General features: G+C 63.9%; 19 protein-coding genes. 6 read left to right on the top strand and 13 right to left on the bottom strand.

The window, feature by feature from the left end; genetic code table 11:
• Together recG and PTE30175_RS25320 are read left to right on the top strand one after the other, a co-directional pair.
• Nucleotides 1-2118, top strand: a 2118-nt coding sequence (gene recG / locus PTE30175_RS25325; protein ID WP_150699832.1) for an ATP-dependent DNA helicase RecG, incomplete at its 5' end; no start/stop codon positions are given.
• Between the two features lie 148 nt (nucleotides 2119-2266).
• Nucleotides 2267-3211, top strand: a complete 945-nt coding sequence (locus PTE30175_RS25320; RefSeq protein WP_150699831.1) for a LysR substrate-binding domain-containing protein — start codon at nucleotides 2267-2269, stop codon at nucleotides 3209-3211.
• 72 nt (nucleotides 3212-3283) lie between these two features.
• Here the strand turns inward: PTE30175_RS25320 and PTE30175_RS25315 are convergent, their stop codons facing one another.
• The 3 genes from PTE30175_RS25315 to PTE30175_RS25305 form a co-directional block, all read right to left on the bottom strand.
• Nucleotides 3284-3700, bottom strand: coding sequence for a hypothetical protein (locus PTE30175_RS25315; protein WP_420819679.1), 417 nt, complete (start codon nucleotides 3698-3700; stop codon nucleotides 3284-3286).
• 46 nt (nucleotides 3701-3746) lie between these two features.
• Nucleotides 3747-4529 (bottom strand): COG4705 family protein, encoded by a 783-nt coding sequence (locus PTE30175_RS25310; protein ID WP_150699830.1) that lies wholly within the window; start codon nucleotides 4527-4529, stop codon nucleotides 3747-3749.
• A gap of 96 nt (nucleotides 4530-4625) precedes the next feature.
• On the bottom strand, nucleotides 4626-5222 hold the full coding sequence (locus PTE30175_RS25305) for an undecaprenyl-diphosphatase (RefSeq protein WP_150699829.1): 597 nt from the start codon (nucleotides 5220-5222) through the stop codon (nucleotides 4626-4628).
• Nucleotides 5223-5437: 215 nt separating this feature from the next.
• Between PTE30175_RS25305 and PTE30175_RS25300 the strand changes: the two genes are divergently transcribed.
• Complete coding sequence (locus PTE30175_RS25300) at nucleotides 5438-6886, top strand: catalase (protein WP_150699828.1); 1449 nt, start codon at nucleotides 5438-5440, stop codon at nucleotides 6884-6886.
• Nucleotides 6887-6926: 40 nt separating this feature from the next.
• On the opposite strand, the gene PTE30175_RS25295 is transcribed toward PTE30175_RS25300, so the two are convergent.
• A complete protein-coding gene (locus tag PTE30175_RS25295; RefSeq protein WP_150699827.1) occupies nucleotides 6927-7499 on the bottom strand; it encodes a thiamine phosphate synthase in 573 nt (190 codons plus the stop codon).
• A gap of 190 nt (nucleotides 7500-7689) precedes the next feature.
• Here PTE30175_RS25295 and ubiA point away from each other — a divergent pair, with 190 nt between their 5' ends.
• The gene (gene ubiA, locus PTE30175_RS25290; protein ID WP_150699826.1) at nucleotides 7690-8562 is read left to right on the top strand and encodes a 4-hydroxybenzoate octaprenyltransferase; all 873 of its coding nucleotides are present in this window, start codon (nucleotides 7690-7692) and stop codon (nucleotides 8560-8562) included.
• Between the two features lie 78 nt (nucleotides 8563-8640).
• On the opposite strand, the gene proC is transcribed toward ubiA, so the two are convergent.
• A complete protein-coding gene (gene proC / locus PTE30175_RS25285; RefSeq protein WP_150699825.1) occupies nucleotides 8641-9453 on the bottom strand; it encodes a pyrroline-5-carboxylate reductase in 813 nt (270 codons plus the stop codon).
• Nucleotides 9454-9487: 34 nt separating this feature from the next.
• Entirely contained in the window at nucleotides 9488-10210 is a 723-nt protein-coding gene (locus tag PTE30175_RS25280) for a YggS family pyridoxal phosphate-dependent enzyme (protein WP_150699824.1), read from the bottom strand.
• 350 nt (nucleotides 10211-10560) lie between these two features.
• On the opposite strand from PTE30175_RS25280, the gene PTE30175_RS25275 reads away from it, so the two are divergent.
• On the top strand, nucleotides 10561-11046 hold the full coding sequence (locus PTE30175_RS25275) for a glutathione peroxidase (RefSeq protein WP_150699838.1): 486 nt from the start codon (nucleotides 10561-10563) through the stop codon (nucleotides 11044-11046).
• 112 nt (nucleotides 11047-11158) lie between these two features.
• Here PTE30175_RS25275 and glcE read toward each other — a convergent pair whose 3' ends face one another.
• From glcE to PTE30175_RS25255, 4 genes are all read right to left on the bottom strand, one after another.
• On the bottom strand, nucleotides 11159-12232 hold the full coding sequence (gene glcE / locus PTE30175_RS25270; RefSeq protein WP_150699823.1) for a glycolate oxidase subunit GlcE: 1074 nt from the start codon (nucleotides 12230-12232) through the stop codon (nucleotides 11159-11161).
• Nucleotides 12229-13095, bottom strand: coding sequence for an ion transporter (locus tag PTE30175_RS25265; protein WP_150699822.1), 867 nt, complete (start codon nucleotides 13093-13095; stop codon nucleotides 12229-12231). The genes glcE and PTE30175_RS25265 overlap by 4 nt, the downstream gene beginning before the upstream one ends.
• A gap of 3 nt (nucleotides 13096-13098) precedes the next feature.
• Nucleotides 13099-14604: an FAD-linked oxidase C-terminal domain-containing protein gene (locus tag PTE30175_RS25260; protein ID WP_150699821.1), complete on the bottom strand. Its 1506-nt coding sequence runs from the start codon at nucleotides 14602-14604 to the stop codon at nucleotides 13099-13101.
• Between the two features lie 109 nt (nucleotides 14605-14713).
• Nucleotides 14714-16135, bottom strand: coding sequence for an FAD-binding oxidoreductase (locus tag PTE30175_RS25255; RefSeq protein ID WP_150699820.1), 1422 nt, complete (start codon nucleotides 16133-16135; stop codon nucleotides 14714-14716).
• 278 nt (nucleotides 16136-16413) lie between these two features.
• Between PTE30175_RS25255 and PTE30175_RS25250 the strand changes: the two genes are divergently transcribed.
• Complete coding sequence (locus PTE30175_RS25250; RefSeq protein WP_150699819.1) at nucleotides 16414-16980, top strand: cob(I)yrinic acid a,c-diamide adenosyltransferase; 567 nt, start codon at nucleotides 16414-16416, stop codon at nucleotides 16978-16980.
• Nucleotides 16981-17186: 206 nt separating this feature from the next.
• Here the strand turns inward: PTE30175_RS25250 and aroG are convergent, their stop codons facing one another.
• From aroG to PTE30175_RS25235, 3 genes are all read right to left on the bottom strand, one after another.
• Complete coding sequence (aroG, locus tag PTE30175_RS25245) at nucleotides 17187-18260, bottom strand: 3-deoxy-7-phosphoheptulonate synthase AroG (protein WP_150699818.1); 1074 nt, start codon at nucleotides 18258-18260, stop codon at nucleotides 17187-17189.
• 463 nt (nucleotides 18261-18723) lie between these two features.
• Nucleotides 18724-20184 carry a metalloprotease TldD gene (tldD, locus tag PTE30175_RS25240; protein WP_150699817.1) on the bottom strand — a complete coding sequence of 487 codons (1461 nt, stop codon included), beginning with the start codon at nucleotides 20182-20184 and terminating at the stop codon, nucleotides 18724-18726.
• Nucleotides 20185-20243: 59 nt separating this feature from the next.
• On the bottom strand, nucleotides 20244-21104 hold the full coding sequence (locus PTE30175_RS25235) for a carbon-nitrogen hydrolase family protein (RefSeq protein WP_150699816.1): 861 nt from the start codon (nucleotides 21102-21104) through the stop codon (nucleotides 20244-20246).
• Nucleotides 21105-21113: the final 9 nt, after the last annotated feature.

Here is a 21113-nt window from a genome sequence, read left to right as displayed (position 1 = left end):
CCGCCCGCCGCGCCGCCGGCGAAGCCCGCCGCGAAGCCCGCCGAGAAGCAGGCGCCTGCGTCGGGCGCGCAGAAGCGCGGCAGCGCCGACAAGCTCGCCAAGCTGGGGCTCAAGCGCGACATCGATCTGATCCTGCATCTGCCGATGCGCTACGAGGACGAAACGACACTGCGCAAGATCGGCGAAGTCCTGCCGAGCGAGTTGGCGCAAGTCGAGGGGACGGTGACGTCGAGTGAAGTCGCGTATCGCCCGCGCCGGCAATGGCTGGTCAAGATCGCGGACGACGGCCACGAACTGGTGCTCCGTTTTCTGAATTTTTACGGCAGTCAGCAAAAACAGCTCTCGCCCGGCACGCGAGTTCGTGCGCGAGGCGAGGTACGCGGCGGATTCTTCGGCCTGGAGATGGTGCACCCGTCCTACCGCGTGGTGACGGATGATCAGGCGCTGCCCGATGCGCTCACGCCCGTGTATCCCAGCGCGGCCGGCCTGAGCCAGGCGTATTTGCGGCGCGCCATTGCCAACGCGATCGATCGCACGCCGCTGCCCGAACTGCTGCCGCCGGGGCTTGTCGAGGCGGCCATCGGCCCGGAACATGCGCTGCCGCCGCTGGCCGCCGCCGTGCGCTTGCTGCACGCGCCGCCGCCGGATGTTTCCGAGACCGCGCTGTCCGAACGCAGTCATCCGGCGTGGCTGCGCATCAAGTGCGAAGAATTGCTGGCCCAGCAGCTGTCGCTCAAGCGCGCGCAAGCGGCGCGCCGCCGGCTGGCCGCGCCCGCGCTGGGCGCCCGCGTGCCCGGGGGCTTGCTCGAGCGCTTCGAGGCGGCGCTGCCGTTTCGCCTGACGGGCGCACAACAGCGCGTCTGGACGGAAATTCGTGATGATCTTGGCGCACCGCACCCGATGCAGCGACTCTTGCAGGGCGATGTGGGCAGCGGGAAGACGATCATCGCCGCGCTGGCGGCTGCGCAGGCCATCGACGCCGGTTACCAGGCCGCCATCATGGCGCCGACGGAAATCCTGGCGGAGCAACATCTGCGCAAACTCTCCGCGTGGCTGGCGCCGCTCGGCGTGGGCCTTGCGTGGCTCGCGGGCAGCATGAAGGCGAAGGAAAAACGCGAGGCGCTGGCGCGTGTGGCGAGCGGTGAAGCGAAGCTCGTCATCGGCACGCACGCGATCATCCAGGACACCGTCGCCTTCGACCGGCTGGGGCTCGCCGTGGTCGACGAACAGCACCGTTTCGGCGTGGCGCAGCGGCTCGCCCTGCGCAGCAAGATGCAGAGCTCGGGCGGCGATGCGATGCCGCATCAGTTGATGATGAGTGCAACGCCGATCCCGCGCACGCTCGCGATGACGTATTACGCCGATCTCGACGTATCCGTCATCGATGAACTGCCGCCCGGCCGAAGCCCGGTACTGACAAAGCTGGTCAGCGATTCGCGCCGCGACGAAGTCGTCGAGCGCGTGCGCGCGGCGGCGCTGTCCGGCCGTCAGGTGTATTGGGTGTGTCCGCTGATCGAGGAGAGCGAGGCGCTGCAGTTGCAGACCGCCGTCGACACGCACGCGCAACTGGTGGCGGCGCTGCCGGAGTTGCGCGTGGGGCTGGTGCACGGACGGCTCTCGCCTGCGGAGAAGGCCGCCGTCATGGAGGACTTCACGCGCGGCGATACGCATCTGCTGGTGGCCACGACCGTGATCGAAGTCGGCGTCGACGTACCCAATGCGTCGTTGATGGTCATCGAGCACGCCGAGCGTTTCGGTCTCGCCCAGTTGCACCAGTTGCGCGGCCGCGTAGGCCGCGGCTCGGCCGAATCGGTTTGCCTGCTGCTATACGCAAGTCCGTTGTCGATGGGCGCCAAGGCGCGTTTGCAGACGATGCGCGAGACCACCGACGGTTTCGTGATTGCGCGCCGCGATCTGGAAATCCGGGGGCCCGGGGAGTTTCTCGGTGCACGCCAGTCGGGCGCGGCGATGCTGAGGTTTGTCGATCTCAACGAGGACGCCTGGCTGATTCCCGGCGCGCAGGAGGCGGCCGACACGTTGCTGCGGGCGCACCCGCAGGCGGTGACGGCGCATCTCGAGCGCTGGCTGGGCGCGCGCGAGGATTTTCTGAAGGCGTAAATGCGGACGGCGTGAAGCGCAAGCCGTAAGCGCGTGCACCCTCAACAAACGGGCATTTGCTGCGCAAGTGTGCTATAAAAGAGAAAACCTATCGAAACCGGTTTTCTGATTAGGGCCTGTGCGGACCCTATTTGCAGGTGAAGACGAGATGACCCTCACGGAACTCAAGTACATTGTGGCCGTGGCGCGCGAGCGCCATTTTGGCCGCGCGGCCGAAGCCTGTTTCGTCAGCCAGCCTACGTTGTCCGTCGCCATCAAGAAACTGGAAGACGAACTCAACGTGCAGATCTTCGAGCGGGGCGCGGCGGAAGTCAGCGTCACGCCGCTCGGCGAGCAGATCGTGGCGCAGGCGCAGCGTGTGCTCGAACAGACCATCGCCATCAAGGAAATTGCCAAGCAGGGCCGCGATCCTCTCGCAGGGCCGCTGCGTCTTGGCGTGATCTACACCATCGGACCGTATCTGCTGCCGACGCTCGTCAAGGAGATGATCGAGACGACGCCGCAAATGCCGTTGATGCTGCAGGAAAACTACACACTCAAGCTGATCGAGCTGCTCAAGCAGGGCGAGATCGACGCGGCGATCATGGCGCTGCCGTTCCCCGAGAGCGGGCTGATGGTGCGTCCGCTGTACGACGAACCGTTCGTCGTCGCCTTGCCGCGCAGCCATCAGTGGGCCAACCGTGAGTCGATCAATGCCGGCGACCTGAAGCAGGAAACGATGCTTTTGCTTGGCAGCGGGCATTGCTTCCGCGATCACGTGCTCGGGGTGTGCCCGGAGCTGATGCGTTTCTCGCAGAATGCGGACGGCATTCAGAAGACGTTTGAAGGGTCGTCGCTGGAAACGATCCGGCACATGGTGGCCAGCGGTGTCGGCATTACGGTGTTGCCGCGCACGTCGGTGTCCGACGTGAAGTCGCACGACGGACTGCTGCGCTATGTGCCGTTCGAGGCGCCGGTGCCCGACCGTCGCGTCGTGTTGGCATGGCGCAAGAGCTTTACCCGCATGCCGGCGATCGAAGCCGTATGCGAGGCCATTGCGGCCTGCGACTTGCCCGGCGTGATGCCGCTGGACTTGCCGGTAACGTCGAACTAGGGGCAACAGGCCCTGGTTGCGGCTGCCCGCCGCGCCGGTTGCCTGACGCGTGGCGCGGGCAGCCCGACGGCCTCAGCGCTTGGCGCTCATCTGGTCAATGGTCTTGATCAAATCCGCAAGCGCTTGCTTGGAGTCGGCGGCTTTCGGCGTGCCGGCGCGCAATGCTTCCAGTGCGCGGTCGATGGCTTTGTCCACGACATGCCAGTCGGCCGCCGCGCGCGGCTTGAGGCCGGCCTCAGCCGAATCCCAGGAGACTTCCAGGTCTTTGATACGCGTCTTGGCGCCGGCCAGATCGCCCTTGTCGACGATGGACGCCACATCCACGGCGATGGTGCGGAACGGCGTCAAATCGCCCAGCTTCGATGGGGTCGCGGCCTCGGCGGAGGCGATCATGCCATTGAACGAGAGGGCCGCGACGTGGCCCGCGCCGAACGTGGCGAAGGCGACCATTGCGACGACGAGCGAACGAGCAAGATTGCGTGATTGCATGACGTTTTCCTTTTGAAAGGGATGACGGATTGGCAAGGCGGAAAATTTATCGTGCCGGGACGGCCACGGCAGTGCGACTCGAATTTCGTTGCGCGACGGCGACCAGTGCGACGATGACGCCAAGGAAGATCGCGCTAGTAAGCATCGCGCCGAATCCGAGGCCGCCATAGTCTCTGGCCTGCGACAGCAGGTCACCGAGTGACGCCCCGAGCGGGCGCGTCAGGATGTACGCGATCCAGAAGGCCAGAACGCTGTTCGCCCGGAGATGGCGCGCCAACGCGGTCAGCGCGATCAGGCCGCCGAAGACCACCACGCCCCATTGGAATCCCAGTCCCAGGGCTTCCGTGGCCAGGTCGCCTGCTGCCGTACCCAGGGCAAACGTGCACAGGATCGCGGCCCAGTAGAACAGTTCTCGGCGGCGCGTGACAATCAGCTTGATCGAGAGCGTGCGTTCGGCCCGATACCAGAGGGCGAATATCGCGGCAAGCGCTGCCGCGAACGCGGCGGTGCTGAGGTATAGGCTGACACCCAGCCCGTCTGTCAGGGCATCGGTGATCTGGGTGCCCACCACGCTGACCAACACCACCGTCAACCAGTAGAGCCATGGAATGTAACGTCGGGTGCTCAGTTGTCCGAGAAGTGCGAGCACGAGCAACGCGGCCGTCGCGCTGCTCGTGATGACGGTGCCGAGCCCGGCGTTGACGGCAAGGAAGTCAGCGCCGGTTTCGCCGACCGTGGTCGACATGATCTTGATGATCCAGAACCCCAGCGTGACGGCGGGAACCTTGTTCAACCACGTGGAAGTGCCTGGCGCCGATATTGAATTCATTACGCTCTCCAAGGGAAGATGGACGGGAATGGAATGCAGTCTGCGCTGCGAAACTTAGGTGAGATATAGCGAGTCCGGTATTGGCGTGAACAGGCCCTAGGGGCGTACCAGCCCGCATTGAATCATTCGGCGAAAGAGCCGTTGGTGAATCCGGATGGCGATGCGGTAAGGCGGTTCAATGACCACGTGGGCACTACGAAACACCAGCGATGCGCTCAGCGCCGAGACGGCAGCCGCGCCCGCCATGTCGAGGGGGAAGTGGACCCCAAGGTAGATGCGCGCCCACGCAACGGGCAGTCCCAGCAGGGCCAGTGCGAGGCCGGTCGTGCGTTGGCCACGGTGCATCAGGAAGGTGAATGCGACCGCCCACCACAGGGTCAGGTGGTCGCTGGGAAAGGATGAATCCGCGGCGTGCGCGATGAAGGTATGCCCCACGCCCACCATGAAGGGGCGCGGGTGCTGCCACATCAAACCGATGATCTGGTTGATCAGCAACGCCGCCAATCCTGAAACGGTTGCCGCCAGCAGGACCTTGCGTGTGCGTTCGCCACTTCGCAACCATCCGATACCGATGATGGCCGGGATCGCCCATATGACGTACTCGGCGAAAATCCTGGCGATTGCGAGCATCAGGGCATTTGGATGCCCGGGTGCATTCAGCAACAGGAACAGGGCGCGATTCAGGTCTTCCATAGGTTCTCCGTGGCGGCGATGTGCGGCGCTTCTTCAGAAGAAACACCGTCATACGTGTACGGCAGAGCCTACGCGAGCAGACTTAGCTGACACTGAGGAAGCCGGAACTTTGACGGTGCGTTGCTTGTCACTATCACGTCGATTCGAATAATCAATTTCGTTAATCGCATAGGCAAAAATAAAATTGCCGAACGCCCCCCACAAGGAGAAGCCGCATGTCCGACCCCCAAAAGAAATTGACCACTGCCGCAGGCGCACCGGTTGCCGACAACCAGAACACGATGACGGCAGGGCCGCGTGGTCCGGCGTTGTTGCAGGATGTCTGGTTCCTGGAAAAACTGGCGCATTTCGATCGGGAGGTGATTCCCGAGCGCCGCGTGCATGCGAAGGGCTCAGGCGCCTACGGCACGCTGAAGATCACACACGACATCACTCGATACAGCAAGGCCTCGGTATTCGCGGAAGTCGGCAAGGAAACGCCTGTGTTCCTGCGCTTTTCGACGGTCGCCGGTGAACGCGGGGCAGCCGACGCGGAGCGCGATGTGCGCGGCTTCGCGTTGAAGTGCTATACCGACGAGGGCAACTGGGACCTGGTCGGCAACAATACGCCAGTGTTCTTCGTGCGCGATCCGTTGAAATTCCCGGATTTCATTCACACGCAAAAGCGTGATCCGAAAACGAATCTGCGCAATCCGACGGCGGTATGGGATTTCTGGTCGCGTCATCCGGAGTCATTGCATCAGGTGACGATCCTGATGAGCGATCGCGGTTTGCCGCGTAATTACCGTCAGCAGCATGGGTTCGGTTCGCACACGTTCAGTTTCATCAATGCGGCGAACGAGCGGTTTTGGGTGAAGTTCCACTTCAAGTCGATGCAAGGTGTGGAAAATTTCACGGATGCGGAGGCGGCGGCCGTGGTGGCGGGTGATCGCGAAAGCGCGCAGCGCGATCTGTTCGAATCGATCGAGAAGGGTGACTTCCCGCGCTGGCATCTGCGGGTGCAGGTGATGCCGGAGAAGGACGCGGATACGTATCGCATCAATCCGTTCGATCTGACGAAGGTGTGGCCGCACGACGACTACCCGCTGATCGATGTCGGAGTGCTGGAGCTCAACCGCAATCCGGAAAATTATTTCGCGGAAGTGGAACAGGCAGCGTTCAATCCGGCCAATGTGGTGCCAGGCATCGGTTTCTCGCCGGACAAGATGTTGCAGGGACGCCTGTTCTCGTACGGCGATACGCAGCGTTACCGTCTCGGAGTGAATCACAATTCGATTCCGGTCAACGCGCCGAAATGCCCATTCCACAATAGTTTCCATCGCGACGGTGCAATGCGCGTGGACGGGAATCTTGGCGGCACGGTGAACTATGAGCCGAACCGCTTCGGTGCATTCGCAGAGCAAGCGGAAACGAAGGCGCCGCCGCAAGCGGTGGGCGCGGTAGCCGATCGCTTCAATCATCGCGATGACGACGATGACTATTCGCAGCCGCGGGCGCTGTTCAATCTGTTCGACGCGGGGCAGCGCGAGCGCCTGTTCGGCAATCTCGCACGGGCAATGCGCGGGGTGCCGGAGGAAATCGTCGCAGTGCAGCTCGAACACTTCCGCAAGGTCGATCCGGCGTACGGCGCCGGGGTTGAGGCGGCGCGCAAACAGCTGGCGTAATCGGCGTTTTTTCTGATGGCCGGCGGCGGGGCATTTTTTCCTACCAAAGGCCTCGGATCGCTGCGATGCCTTGGGCACCCTTTTCCCTCGCTTGCGCCAATTGGGACAGTGTCATGCCGCCCAGTGCGTAGACCGGGAGGGTCACCGTTTTCGCCAATACCTCGAATTTTTCCCAACCGATCGGCGCCGCCTCGGGATGGGTCGCCGTCGCCAGGACCGGCGACAAGGTGACGAAATCGACGCCCAATCGCTGCGCTTGCGCAAGTTGTGCCGCATCGTGACACGCGGCACTCACCATGCCATATCCGGACGGACGCATGTCTGCGTCCATCAACCGCGGGCTCGTGAGATGGATGCCATCCGCTGCCATGGGCCAAGGCGCTTGCGGCGGCGGATTGAGTAGCAAGCGGGCGTCGTGGTTGTGGCACAACGCCCTTGCACGCTCCGCCAGCAAAGCGTATTGCGCGCCGTCCAGGCCCCGGCTGCGCAATTGCACCAGCCGAACGCCGCCGTCGAGCGCCTGCGCAAGCCGTATCAGGAAGGCGTCGGCGCTAGCGAAAGTGGCAGGCTCCGGCGTGATCAGCAGTCGGTCGGGTAGTTCAAGGGCAGACATGGCGTGAGAAGTGAGCGCTGTGGGGGCTCGCGTGTGCCGCACCCGTGCGCACAGCGATGTTTCAGGAGTAGGGCGCGGTGTCCATTGTGCCAGTGTCGGGCTGGCGGCGCGCTTCTGCTGGTTTGGTCCCGGGGGCTCCGGTGCAATACAATGCGGAAGTATGTTTTTTCGCGCGCGAGCGCCGCACGTCATGTTCCTCACCGATCGTCTCCCCCTGTATTTCCGGCTGGTTCGTCTCGACAAGCCCATCGGCACGGTGCTGTTGCTGTGGCCAACGCTCGCGGCGCTCTGGATCGCGTCGGACGGTCATCCAGCTCCCGCCGTTCTGCTGATCTTCACGATCGGCACTTTCCTCATGCGTTCGGCCGGCTGCGCAATCAACGATTATGCCGACCGGGACTTCGACCGGTATGTGAAGCGAACGAAGGAGCGGCCCATTACGTCGGGGCGCATTCAGGCGTGGGAAGCGCTGGCCGTGGCGGCAACGCTGTCAATCATCGCGTTCCTGCTGATCCTGCCGCTCAACGCGCTGACGAAGTGGCTGTCGATCCCGGCGCTGTTTGTGGCTGGGACATATCCGTACACCAAGCGCTTCCTGTCAATTCCGCAGGCGTATCTCGGTGTCGCGTTCGGTTTCGGTATCCCCATGGCGTTTGCCGCCGTGCAGGATCAAGTGCCGCCGCTTGCATGGCTGCTGCTTATCTCGAACGTGTTCTGGTCGGTCGCCTACGACACGGAGTATGCGATGGTCGATCGCGACGACGATCTCAAGATCGGTATCAAGACGTCCGCCATTACCTTTGGCCGGTACGATGTGCTCGCCATCATGCTCTGCTACGCCGCAGCCTTAGGCATCCAGGCGGCCGTCGGGGCGTCGCTCGGCTTCGGCTGGCCTTTCTGGGTCGGCATGGCGGTCGCGGCAGGCTTCGCGATCTATCACTATTTCCTGATTCGCGGCCGCGAGCGCATGCCGTGCTTCGCGGCGTTCCGTCACAACAACTGGCTTGGCGCGGCGGTTTTCCTCGGCATCGCCGGTCACTACTGGCTCACGGCGGGGAATTGAGCTACGCGCATCAGGGCCAACAAGAAAGCGCCAGCGGGTTGCCCCGGCTGGCGCTTTTGCTTTGCTGCGGACAACGGCTTACGCGCCGCCGAGTTCGTCGCCCAGTTCCTTCGCGCGGGTGTTGGCCGCGTGCACGCCGCGCACGATCGCAGCCTTGATCGCATCGCGTTCGAACGACGCGAGGGCCGCTGCGGTGGTGCCGCCCTTCGACGTGACGCGCTCGCGCAATACGCTGGCCGGGTCGCTCGACTGGGCCGCCAATTGTGCGGCGCCGGTGAAGGTGGCGATCGCCAGTTGGCGGCTCTGTTCGTCGGTGAAGCCAAGTTCCTGCGCGGCTTGCTGCAACGCTTCGATGAAGTAGAAGACGTATGCGGGGCCGCTGCCCGAAATCGCCGTCACGCCGTCGAGCTGGGTTTCCTTTTCGACCCAGACGATCTGCCCGGCCGCCGACAGGACGTTCTCCGCGAGCTTGCGCTGGTCGGAGTCGACGCCCGACAGGGCCGCGAGACCGGTGATGCCCATGCCGATCAGCGCCGGTGTGTTGGGCATGCAGCGCACGATTTTGTGGTGACCGCCGAGCCAGCCGGCCAGGTCCGACGCGCGAATGCCCGCCGCAATGCTGATCACAAGCTGCCCGCTCAGATGCGGGGTCAGGGACTGCGCGACTTCTTTCAGGACCTGCGGTTTCACCGCCAGGACGAGGGCGTCGAAGTCCCGCAGGCGGTCGCTGGGGGCGGCGGCCGTGTCCACGCCGTATTGTTGGGCCAGCGCGCTGCGGGCGGTTTCGTTGACGTCGATGGCGAGGATGTCGCGTGCGGCGGCGCCGCGCTTGATCAAACCGCCGATCAGGGCACTGGCCATGTTGCCGCCGCCGATGAATGCAATTTTCATAACAATCCTTTTGCTTCCGTTGAATTCGTAAAGTCTACGCAGGGCGCGCGTAGTGGCGCGCGCCGAAAATCGCGGTGCCCACACGCACCATTGTGGCACCTTCGGCAATGGCGGCCTCGAGATCGCCCGACATGCCCATGGAGAGGGTGTCCAGCGCAAGCCCGTCGGCGCGCAATTGGTCGAAGAGGGCTCGCACCGCCGCAAACGGACGCCGCTGGGCCGCGGGATCGTCTTCGGGCTCGGGAATCGCCATCAGCCCGCGCAAACGGACATTTGGCAACGCAGCGATGGCGCGTGCCAGCGCCGGCGCCTCGCCCGGCGTGGCGCCGCTCTTGCTGGACTCGCCGCTGATGTTCACTTGCAGGCACACCTGCAACGGCGCGAGATGGGCCGGGCGCTGCGCCGACAGGCGTTCGGCAATCTTGAGCCGATCGACGGAATGCACCCAGTCGAAATGCTCGGCCACCTGCCGTGTCTTGTTGCTCTGCAGCGGCCCGATGAAGTGCCATTCGAGCCGGTCGCCGGCGCTGCGCTGGGCGTTCTCGGCCGCGAGTGCCGTGATCTTGTCGACGGCTTCCTGGACGTAGTTCTCGCCAAACGCCCGCTGGCCGGCCGCAATGGCCTCGCGCACCGCATCGGCGCCGAAGGTCTTGGACACGGCAAGCAGACGGACATCCCCCTCGGGGCGTCCAGCCGCCGCAACGGCAGCCGCAATGCGGGTGAGGACGGTGTCGAGATGCGCGGCAATGGACGGCATGACGGATTCGGGGGCCTGGCGGCGCTGCAAGAAGATTCGCCAGCCCACCACGGGCTGCGCGACCACCCGCCCGGTGCCGCGAGGACGCGTACCGGGGGAACGGTCAACGATTATAGCCTTTCAGATTGAGCAGGTGCTACCTCGGGCAAACGAGGTGCTACCGCTCGCTGCAGTGAGAGGCCAAACCCGCCGTCATGGGCGTCATCCGCAAGGCGCCGGGGTGTGGCAGACTAATCAACTAGGTACGACAGCCGGACCGCCACTGGATTTCGGCGGGGCATCCGCATGGATGTCCGCCCTGGCATCTTCCCTGTCGCTGGATTCAATTCGTCCGATTTGCCGGAGTCATGATGAGCACCGTGTACGATTTTTCCGTGGAAACGCCGGGGGGCGAGACCGTCGGTCTCGACCGTTACCGTGGCAAAGTGCTGTTGATCGTCAATACAGCAAGTCAGTGCGGGTTCACACCGCAGTACGCCGGTCTGCAGACGCTCCACGAAACGCTGGGCCCGCGCGGATTTGAAGTGCTGGCGTTTCCGTGCAATCAATTTGGCCAGCAGGAGCCGGGCAATGCGGACGAGATTCGCGCGTTTTGCGATACGCGCTACAACGTGTCGTTTCCGGTGTTTGCCAAGATCGACGTCAAGGGCGAGAAGGCCGCGCCGCTGTATCGCTACCTGACGTCTGCCAAGCGCGGTTTTTTCGGCACGAAGGTCGTCAAATGGAACTTCACCAAGTTCCTCGTGGATGCCGACGGCAAGGTCGTCGCGCGCTATTCGCCGACGACCAAGCCCGAGGCGGTCAGGGCAGATATCGAGCGGCAGCTGAAGCGTTGAGGGCCAACCCTCCGGGCGCAGGTCTCGGCGCCGGCGATCGCGCTCAACCGTGCGCCGCCGGACGCCGGCTGCGCCGCAGCAAGCTCGCCGCGCTGCTGGATTGGCGCGGCGGTTAAAGCTCGGCGTACATGCGGCCCGGATTGAAGATGCCGGCGGGATCGAACGCCGCCTTGAGATTGCGGTGAATGCGCATGAGCGGGGTCGGCAGCGGCGTGAAGACGCTCACACTCGGATCGCCGTAGCGGAACAGCGTGGCATGGCCGCCGGCCTGACGCGCCGCGCTGCGCACGATCTGGGCGTCGGCATCGGTGATCCACCAGCGCTGCGCGCCGCCCCATTCGATCAGTTGTTTGCCTGGCAGGCGATGCGGCTCCGTGATCGACGGTACGGCGAGGCGCCACAATGCCTGATCCGGCCCGGCATCGGCAAAGAAGCCGTCGGTCTGTTCGCGGATCGCATGCCAGAACTTGGCGGCGTGGATCGCATCGACAAGCTCGCCACCCATCTTGACACGCGCGGCCTTGATCGCGGCCGATGCTCCCGCGAGACGAATCACGAGCAAATCGCTGCGCCACGCGCTCCCGGTAATTGGCAACGGCTGGCCCCCCCATTCATTGAGCTTGCGCACCGCGTCGATCGCATTCATCTCAAACTGCAGCGTAAGCTCGGCAAACGGCTGCGGCAGGACCTTGAGCGAGACCTCGAGGATCAATCCCAGTGTGCCAAGCGAACCCGCGAGCACGCGCGCGACGTCATACCCGGCCACATTCTTCATGACCTGGCCGCCGAAATTGAGAATCTGGCCCTTCCCGTCCATGAGCCGTGCACCGAGGACGAAGTCGCGTACCGCGCCGACGGTATGCCGCCGCGGTCCCGAGAGTCCGGCCGCGACACAGCCGCCGAGCGTGGCGCCCGGGCCGAAGTACGGCGGCTCGAACGGCAGCAACTGATTCTTCTCGGCGAGCGCGGCTTCGATGTCGGCCAGCGGCGTGCCGCAGCGCGCGGTAATGACCAGCTCGGCCGGATCGTAGGCGACGATGCCTTGGTAGGGCCGGGTATCGAGCACTTCGCCGACGTGTTGCTGGCCGTACCAGGCCTTGGTGCCCCCGCCGCGCAGTTGCAAGGGCGCGCGGCGCGCAGTGGCGTTTTCGACAACGGCTCGGAATTGGTCCAGGGTCGCGTTCATCGGATGGGCGTGGCCGCAGTGTCGGTTTGGTGGGGCGGCAGGGGCTCGCCGCAGTGCTTGCAAAAACGCGCGTCGGTTTCGTGCCCTTCGGTCAGGCAATGCACGCACGTTCGCGTCGTCACCGGCTTCTCCTTCATGACCGAATGAATCTCGGCGCCCATGATGCCGGTCGGAATGGCAATGACACTATAACCGAGCAGCATGACGAAGCCGGTGATGGCCTTGCCCAGGCCGGTGACCGGCACGACGTCGCCGTAACCGGTCGTCGTCAGCGTGACGATGGCCCAGTAGATGCCGATCGGAATGCTCGTGAATCCGTGCTCCGGCCCTTCGATAACGTGCATCAGCGTGCCGAAGATCACGACGACGATCGAGATGAAGCCGAGAAACACAAAAATCTTGCGGCGCGCGTTGAGGAGCGCCCGGCTCAGCACGCCGGCTTCATTGACGTAGGCCGTCAGCTTGAGGATCCGGAACGCGCGCATCAGGCGCAGCATGCGCACATCGATGAGGCCGTGCAGTTCCGGCACCAGGATCGCGAGATAGGTCGGCAGGATCGAGATCACGTCGATGATGCCGTAGAACGACAGCGCATAGCGCATCGGGCGGTGCGCGCTGACAAGCCGGGCGATGTATTCGAGCGTGAAGGCGATCGTAAACAGCCACTCGAGGATCGTCATGAAGCGCCCGGCACGGTCCTGCACGGCGGACACGCTTGAGACGACGACCGTCAGTACCGACAGGCAGATCGCAATGAGCAGCGCGAGGTCGAACAGGCGGCCCGGGCGCGTGTCGGCCTCGAAGATGATGATATACAGGCGTTGCCGCCAATCGTGCGGCAGTTTGCCGGCCAGCCACTTCATGCGTCAGAACCTCGGCAGATCAGGGTGCGGCAAGAGCCCGCCCCGCACGTGCAGCTTGCCGTATTCGGCGCAGCGCGCGCGTGTGGGGATGCCCTTGTCCGGATTGAGCAATCCCACGGGGTCGAACGCGCGCTTCACCGCGAAGAACGCGTCGCGCTCTTCGGGCGAGAACTGCACGCACATCGAGTTGATTTTCTCGACACCGACACCGTGTTCGCCCGTGATCGTGCCGCCCAATTCGACGCACGCTTCGAGAATGTCGGCGCCAAACGCTTCGGCGCGGTGCCATTCGTCAAGATCGTTGCCGTTGAACAGGATCAGCGGATGCATATTGCCGTCGCCCGCGTGGAACACGTTTATACAGCGCAGGCGGTATTGCAGTTCCATGCCTTCGATGCGTTTGAGTAATGTCCCAATTGCGCGGCGTGGAATGGTGCCGTCCATACAGTAATAATCGGGCGAAAGACGGCCTGCGGCGGGGAAGGCATTTTTCCGGCCGGACCAGAACCGCAAGCGTTCTTCCTCGCTGCGTGATATGCGAATGTGCGTCGCGCCGCTGGCCTTGAGCACGTGCGTGACGCGCATGATTTCCTCCGCGACTTCCTCGAGCGTGCCGTCGGACTCGCACAGCAGGATGGCGGCGGCATCGAGATCGTATCCCGCGTGCACGAACTCTTCGACCGCTTGCGTGGCCGGCTTGTCCATCATTTCGAGACCGGCCGGGATGATCCCGGCCGCGATGATCGCGGCGACCGCGTTGCCCCCCGTTTCCACGTCGTCGAAGCTGGCCATGACCACTTGCGCGGATTGGGGCTTCGGCACCAGCTTGACCGTCACTTCGGTCACCACGCCAAACATCCCTTCGCTGCCGATGAAAACGGACAGCAGGTCGAGGCCGGGCGCGTCCGGGGCGAGCGAGCCGAATTCGATGACTTCGCCGGCCATCGTGATGGCGCGCACGCGCAGGACGTTATGGACAGTCAGGCCGTACTTGAGGCAATGGACCCCGCCCGAGTTTTCCGCGACGTTGCCGCCGATGGTGCAGGCGATCTGCGAGGACGGATCCGGCGCGTAGTAGAGACCGTAGGTAGCGGCCGCTTCCGAGATGGCGAGATTGCGCACACCGGGCTGCACGGTGGCCGTGCGCGCATACGGATCGATCTCGACGATCTTCTTGAACTTGGCCAGCGAGAGGACCAGCCCGTCCGTGATCGGCAGGGCGCCGCCGGACAGGCCGGTGCCGGCGCCGCGAGGCACGATCGGCACGCCGAGCTGATGGCAGGCCTGCAGAATGCGTTGCACCTGCGATTCGGTTTCCGGCAGCGCCACGGCGAGCGGCACGCGGCGATACGCCGCGAGGCCGTCGCATTCATAAGGTGTCGTATCCTCGCGGCGATGCAGCAGGCAATGCGGCGGCAATACCTGATCGAGCGCCATCAGCAGTTGGCGCTGGCGCTCCTCCTGCGCGGCATCGAGGACAACGTTCGGGGCGGAGATGGGGGCGTTCATAGGGTCGTTCCAGTCGCGCAAAGCCGATGCTTCCCGCGCGAAGAATGCTGCCGCGCCCGGTCGGGGGCGCACCCGGGCGCGCGATCAGGGCGCGCCCATGACGGCGGGCTCAGCTGGCCGCCCGCATGTCGAAGATCTTGCCCGGATTGAACAGATTGTGCGGATCGAGGGCTGCCTTGATGCTGCGCATGACGTCGATGGCGTCTTCACCGTGTTCGGTCACAAGGAAAGTCATCTTGTGCAGGCCGATCCCGTGTTCGCCGGTACACGTGCCGTCCATCCGGATGGCGCGCTCGACGATACGTTGATTGATGCGTTCCGCCTCTTCGATTTCGGCGGGCTTGTCCGGATCGATCAGGATCGCGACGTGGAAATTGCCATCGCCCACGTGGCCGACGATCGGGCACGGCAGCGACGACGCTTGCAGGTCCGCTTCCGTTTCCGCCACGCATTCCGCCAGGCGCGAGATCGGCACGCAGACGTCGGTCGTGACCGCGCGGCAACCGGGCTTGAGCTGCAACATCGCGAAGTACGCGCTATGACGCGCACTCCACATGCGGTTACGGTCTTCGGTGCGCGTCGCCCATTCGAAATTGTGTCCGCCATTATCGGCGGCGAGCGACTGGACCGTTTCGGCCTGCTCGGCAACCCCGTTCTCGCTGCCATGAAATTCGAAGAACAGCGTCGGCGTTTCGGGCAGCGTCAGCTTCGAATGGCGATTGATCGCGCGTACCGCGAGCGCGTCGACGAACTCCACGCGCGCGATGGGCACGCCGAGTTGAATCGTCTGAATCACGCAATTGACCGCGTCGCCCATGCTCGGGAACGCGCAGATCGCGGCCGACACGGCCTCGGGCTGCGGGTAGAGCCGCACCGTTGCTTCGGTAATGATGCCGAGCGTGCCTTCGCTGCCCACAAACACGCGGGTGAGGTCGTAGCCGGCGGAAGACTTGCGCGCGCGCGTGCCGGTCTTGATGACCCGGCCGTCGGCGAGCACCACAGTCAATGCCAGCACGTTCTCGCGCATCGTGCCATAGCGCACCGCATTCGTGCCGGAGGCGCGGGTGGCGCACATCCCGCCGATACTGGCGTCCGCGCCCGGATCAATCGGAAAGAACAGACCCGTATCGCGCAGGGCTTCATTGAGCGCCTTGCGCGAGAGCCCGGGTTGGACCGTGGCCGTCAGGTCTTCCGCATTGATCGATACCACCTGATTCATTTCGGACAGATCAAGGGAGAGGCCGCCCACCACGGCGAGCAGATGGCCTTCGAGCGAAGAACCCGCGCCGTAGGGGATGATCGGCACGTTGTACTTGCCGCACAGCTTGACGATCTGCGCGACCTCGTCGGTACTGTGTGCAAACGCGACCGCATCGGGCAGCATCGGATCGAACGGCGACTCATCCCGGCCGTGGTGTTCGCGCACGGCGTCCTTCGTACTGACGCGCTCGCCGAGCAGCGATTGCAACTCGGTGAGCAGCGCGTCAGGAAACGGACGTTTGGCGCCAAACGGCGGATGCGGATGATTCACGGCAAACTCCTTCGGTCTCCGGCAGCCGCCCCGTCCGTGCGACAGTGAACTGAACACGAGGGGCGACGGGCCGGCAACAGCATTTTGGGGGGCGAACGAATATGCTGCGTCGCAACATTCCCGGAGAGGACCGGATGGCGCCGATGCGAATTCGTCCGACAGGCTATGATTTTACGCCGTGACGGCGGTTTTCTACAGCGTGGCGTCTTATCATAGGCGCATGCGCTCCCGGTGGGCGAAGAAATCGGAGGCCGCAGGATGCGGCGGGACAAGAGAAAATGGGCAATCGTTTGAGCAAGATCACGACGCGCACGGGCGACGGCGGCAAGACAGGCCTTGGCGACGGCGGGCGGGTGGACAAGGACAACTTGCGGATCGTGGCCATCGGTGAGGTCGACGAAGCAAATTCGCACATTGGCGTGCTGCTGTGCGAGGCACTCCCCGCTGACGTGCGCGCGTTGCTGATCGATATTCAGCACGACCTGTTCGATCTCGGCGGCGAGTTGAGCCTGCCGCGCGAGACCTTGCTGAAGGACGCGCAAGTCGCCAAACTTGACGGCTGGATTGCGCGATACAACGCCGACCTGCCGCGACTGGCCGAATTTATCCTGCCGGGTGGCACGCGCGCGGCGGCACAGGCCCACATCGTCCGGACCGTGGCCAGACGTGCGGAAAGAGCGATGGTGGCGCTAGGAAAAGAGGAAACCGTGAATCCCGCGCCGCGCCAATACGTCAACCGCCTTTCCGATTTGATGTTTATCCTGGCGCGGGTACTGAATAGAGCGGATGGCGGGACAGACGTCCTCTGGCAACGAGGACGGGATGGGGAGACGCCGGGAGAATAACCCGCGTGAACCTACGTCCGGCGGGCGGCCCCACTGCGTCAATCACTGACAACGCTACACGATTCGCGAGCGTTTCTCGACGCATGACGCCGGTAATAGAGCTGATTTTGCGAAGCAAAATTAGGTCTGTTGGCGGCCCCGGAAGCGTGAAGCCACCGGGAGCCGCCCAACCTACGATGGTGTAAAAAGCAACAACCAGCGACTGTTCAATTCCCCGCGCCGCGACCAAGCCGCCGCTGCAGCACGGCTTCGGCGAGGTTCTCGAGCACGCCGACGCTGTCTTCCCAGTTGATGCATGCGTCGGTCACGCTCTGGCCGTACGTGAGCGGCTTGCCCGGCACATGGTCCTGACGTCCGGCGACCAGATGCGACTCGACCATCACGCCGATGATGCGCTCCTCGCCGCCGGCAATCTGGCGGGCGATATCGGCGCATACCGGAATCTGGTTTTCGTGCTTCTTCTGGCTGTTCGCGTGCGACGCATCGACCATCACGCGTGCGGCCAGGCCGGCCTTCGAGATATCGTCGCATGCGGCTTGAACGCTCGCCGCATCGAAGTTCGGCGCCTTGCCGCCCCGCAGGATCAGATGGCAATCCTCATTGCCCGAGGTCGACACGATGGCCGAGTGGCCGCCCTTGGTCACCGACAGGAAATGGTGCGGCTGCGACGCCGCCTTGATCGCGTCCACCGCGATCTTGACGTTGCCGTCGGTGCCGTTCTTGAAGCCGACCGGACACGACAGGCCCGATGCCAGCTCGCGATGCACTTGCGATTCCGTCGTGCGTGCACCGATCGCGCCCCACGACACCAGATCCGCGATGTACTGCGGACTGATCATGTCGAGGTATTCCGTGCCGGCCGGCAAGCCCATTTCGTTAATCCCGACGAGCAGCTCGCGGGCCATCCGCAGACCGTCGTTGATCTTGAAACTATTGTCCATGTGCGGGTCGTTGATCAGACCCTTCCAGCCCACCGTCGTGCGCGGCTTCTCGAAGTACACCCGCATCACGATTTCCAGTTCGTCCTTGAAACGCTCGCGCTGTTCGACCAGGCGCCCTGCGTATTCCAGTGCCGCCTTCGGATCGTGAATCGAGCACGGCCCGATGATCACCACAAGGCGGTCTTCCATCCCATGCAGCACGCGGTGGATGGCCCCGCGTGTTTGGTAGATGAGATCCGCGCTCCGCTCGGAGCACGCGTACTCGCGGATCAGATGCGCCGGGGGCGTCAGTTCCTTGAGCTCGCGGATACGGACATCATCGGTATTGTGGGGTGGCATGCTCTTTCTCCTGAAATGATCAATGCAACTACGGTGTTCGTGTGGGACAAAAAAAAACCGCCAGACTCGCTGGCGGTTTTTTCGGGATTCTGTCGGTGCGTTAGCGCCCCTCTCCGTCCGCCAGCGGTGTGAGATTCGCAAAAAAATAAAAATAAAACTTGGCGGACATGGCGTTCGGGCGTCGATCAGTGAATGTGACCTAAGGCACGTTGCAAAAACTCGGGGCGAGGCCTCTGCATGGCGATCTACGCATTGCTTCGGCGCGCACAACAACGACTTTATATCGCGATTTTCCAGCGCCTGCAAGCGCCGCTTGGCGCAAACGTCGCAAAATCCTGCGGAACTCCTGCATTATCGCGTAAAGTTTTGCGGCAGTTTCGCGTCATATTTCAAAAAAATGCGAAAACGCCCCATTTCCATGGGGCGCTTTGCTGGTCCTCACGCATTTTTGGGGCCAATACCCTCAGGCAGTACCGCCGACGGTCATGTTCTCGATACGCAGCGTCGGTTGACCCACGCCGACCGGGACGCTCTGGCCTTCCTTGCCGCATACGCCCACGCCCGAGTCGAGCGCCATGTCGTTGCCGATCATGGTCACTTCCTTGAGCGCTTCCGGACCGTTGCCGATCAGCGTGGCGCCCTTGACCGGATAAGTCACCTTGCCATCTTCGATCATGTACGCTTCGGATGTCGAGAAGACAAATTTGCCGTTCGTGATATCGACCTGGCCGCCGCCGAAATTCACTGCGTACAAGCCGCGCTTGACCGAGGCGATGATTTCCTTCGGATCCTTGTCGCCGGCCAGCATGTAGGTGTTCGTCATGCGCGGCATCGGCAGGGCGGCATACGATTCGCGCCGGCCATTGCCTGTCACCGGCATTTTCATCAAACGCGCATTGAGGCTGTCCTGCATATAGCCCTTGAGCACGCCGTCTTCGATCAGCGTGGTGCACTGCGTGGCGTTGCCTTCGTCGTCGATGTTCAACGAACCGCGGCGGTTCGAGAGGGTACCGTCGTCCACGACAGTCACGCCCTTGGCCGCAACGCGCTCGCCCAGGCGACCCGAGAATGCAGACGAACCCTTGCGGTTGAAGTCGCCTTCCAGGCCGTGGCCGATGGCTTCGTGCAGCAGCACGCCGGGCCAGCCCGGACCGAGCACGACCGTCATCGAGCCGGCCGGTGCCGGGCGGGCGTCAAGTTTGACGACCGCGCTGTCCACCGCTTCACGCGCGTACTGGTCCAGCAACTCGTCGGTGAAATAGCCGTAGTCGAGGCGTGCGCCGCCGCCGCTGTTGCCGATCTCGCGCTTGCCGTTCGATTCCACGATGACGGTGACCGAGACGCGTACGAGCGGGCGGACGTCCGCGGCGATCACGCCGTCGCTGCGGGCGACGAGCACGACGTCGTATTCGCCGGCCAGGCCCGCCATGACTTGCGTCACCCGCGGATCGCGTGCGCGCGCGAGCTTCTCGACACGCTCGAGCAACGCAACCTTGCGGTTCGCGTCGAGCGAGTTCAGCGGATCCGAGGGCAGATACAACTGGCGGCTCGGCGCGCTGGCGAGCGTCTTGCCCACCTTCGCACGGCCCCGGCCGGCCGCTGCGATGCTGCGGGTCGCGGCCGCCGCGTCCTGCAAGGCGGCATCGGAGATGTCGTCCGAATAGGCAAAGGCCGTGCGGTCGCCGACGACGGCGCGCACGCCGACCCCCTGGTCGATCGAGAACGAACCCGACTTGACGATGCCTTCCTCGAGGCTCCAGGCCTCGCTGCGCGTGTACTGGAAGTACAGATCGGCGTAGTCGACACGATGCGTGAAGATGTCGCCGAGCGCACGCTGCAGGTGGCTTTCGTCAAGGCCGTAGGGCGCCAGCAACAATTCGCGGGCGGTGGCCAGATTCTGAATGCCGATGTCGATGATTTTCATGCGGTGTGTCGAGCCAAAAAAATTCGCTAATTCAATAGATGGGGGGCCCGGGGTGTTCATCAACCGCCGAGCACACGGTGGCGCAACGCCGGCAGGCTCTGCCTGACCGAGGCAAGCCGCTCGCCGTCGAGTTCGCCCACGACAATGCCCGGGCCCTCGTCCTCGCGCTGCGCCACGATCTCGCCCCACGGGTCGACGAGCATCGTATGGCCCCAGGTGCGCCGGTCGTTTTCATGCCGCCCGCCCTGCGCCGCGGCGAGCACGTAACACTGGTTCTCAACCGCGCGCGCGCGCAGCAGCAACTCCCAATGCGCGCGGCCTGTCGTATAGGTGAACGCCGCCGGGACGACCATGAGCGTACAGTCGCCCAACGCCCGGTACAACTCGGGAAAACGCAGATCGTAGCAGACGGACAGGCCAACCCGGCCGAAAGGGGTGTCGAACGCACTCACCGCGTCGCCGGGACGGATCGTGTGTGCTTCGTCGTAGGCTTCCTCGCCCTTGACGAAGTTGAACAGGTGGATCTTGTCGTAGCGGGCCGCCAGATTGCCGTCCGGGCCGAACACGAGCGTCGTGTTCAGCACCCGCTCGGGTTCGGGGGCCGCCAGCGGCAAGGTGCCGCCGATCAGCCAGACCTGATGGCGCTGTGCGCTTTCGGCAAGAAACGTCTGAATCGGCCCGTCGCCCGGCGTTTCGCGCAACGTGAGCTTGTCGCTGTCGCGCCGGCCCATGAAGCAGAAGTATTCGGGCAAAAGCACCAGTTTTGCGCCTGCTTGCGCCGCTTCGGCCACCCGGCGTCCGGCTTCCTCGAGATTGCGGGCGACGTCCGGCGCGCTCACCATCTGGACGGCCGCAACTTTCACGGGCGTACTCGGCAAGCCGGATGGCTGGGGCGCGGCAATCGTCTCGGCGGCGGTCATAGGCATTCG

It is taken from the genome of Pandoraea terrae, assembly GCF_902459695.1.
Lineage (GTDB): Bacteria > Pseudomonadota > Gammaproteobacteria > Burkholderiales > Burkholderiaceae > Pandoraea > Pandoraea terrae.
Note: the sequence above shows the minus strand (reverse complement) of the source record. Positions and strands in the feature narration are given on the sequence as shown.

What these genes read in the sequence shown, in the direction of transcription:
- PTE30175_RS25320 (WP_150699831.1), top strand. Translation starts at nt 2,267, where the DNA reads ATGACCCTCACGGAACTCAAGTACATTGTGGCCGTGGCGCGCGAGCGC.
- PTE30175_RS25315 (WP_420819679.1), bottom strand. Translation starts at nt 3,700, where the DNA reads ATGCAATCACGCAATCTTGCTCGTTCGCTCGTCGTCGCAATGGTCGCC.
- PTE30175_RS25310 (WP_150699830.1), bottom strand. Translation starts at nt 4,529, where the DNA reads ATGAATTCAATATCGGCGCCAGGCACTTCCACGTGGTTGAACAAGGTT.
- PTE30175_RS25305 (WP_150699829.1), bottom strand. Translation starts at nt 5,222, where the DNA reads ATGGAAGACCTGAATCGCGCCCTGTTCCTGTTGCTGAATGCACCCGGG.
- PTE30175_RS25300 (WP_150699828.1), top strand. Translation starts at nt 5,438, where the DNA reads ATGTCCGACCCCCAAAAGAAATTGACCACTGCCGCAGGCGCACCGGTT.
- PTE30175_RS25295 (WP_150699827.1), bottom strand. Translation starts at nt 7,499, where the DNA reads ATGTCTGCCCTTGAACTACCCGACCGACTGCTGATCACGCCGGAGCCT.
- ubiA (WP_150699826.1), top strand. Translation starts at nt 7,690, where the DNA reads ATGTTCCTCACCGATCGTCTCCCCCTGTATTTCCGGCTGGTTCGTCTC.
- proC (WP_150699825.1), bottom strand. Translation starts at nt 9,453, where the DNA reads ATGAAAATTGCATTCATCGGCGGCGGCAACATGGCCAGTGCCCTGATC.
- PTE30175_RS25280 (WP_150699824.1), bottom strand. Translation starts at nt 10,210, where the DNA reads ATGCCGTCCATTGCCGCGCATCTCGACACCGTCCTCACCCGCATTGCG.
- PTE30175_RS25275 (WP_150699838.1), top strand. Translation starts at nt 10,561, where the DNA reads ATGAGCACCGTGTACGATTTTTCCGTGGAAACGCCGGGGGGCGAGACC.
- glcE (WP_150699823.1), bottom strand. Translation starts at nt 12,232, where the DNA reads ATGAACGCGACCCTGGACCAATTCCGAGCCGTTGTCGAAAACGCCACT.
- PTE30175_RS25265 (WP_150699822.1), bottom strand. Translation starts at nt 13,095, where the DNA reads ATGAAGTGGCTGGCCGGCAAACTGCCGCACGATTGGCGGCAACGCCTG.
- PTE30175_RS25260 (WP_150699821.1), bottom strand. Translation starts at nt 14,604, where the DNA reads ATGAACGCCCCCATCTCCGCCCCGAACGTTGTCCTCGATGCCGCGCAG.
- PTE30175_RS25250 (WP_150699819.1), top strand. Translation starts at nt 16,414, where the DNA reads ATGGGCAATCGTTTGAGCAAGATCACGACGCGCACGGGCGACGGCGGC.
- aroG (WP_150699818.1), bottom strand. Translation starts at nt 18,260, where the DNA reads ATGCCACCCCACAATACCGATGATGTCCGTATCCGCGAGCTCAAGGAA.
- tldD (WP_150699817.1), bottom strand. Translation starts at nt 20,184, where the DNA reads ATGAAAATCATCGACATCGGCATTCAGAATCTGGCCACCGCCCGCGAA.
- PTE30175_RS25235 (WP_150699816.1), bottom strand. Translation starts at nt 21,104, where the DNA reads ATGACCGCCGCCGAGACGATTGCCGCGCCCCAGCCATCCGGCTTGCCG.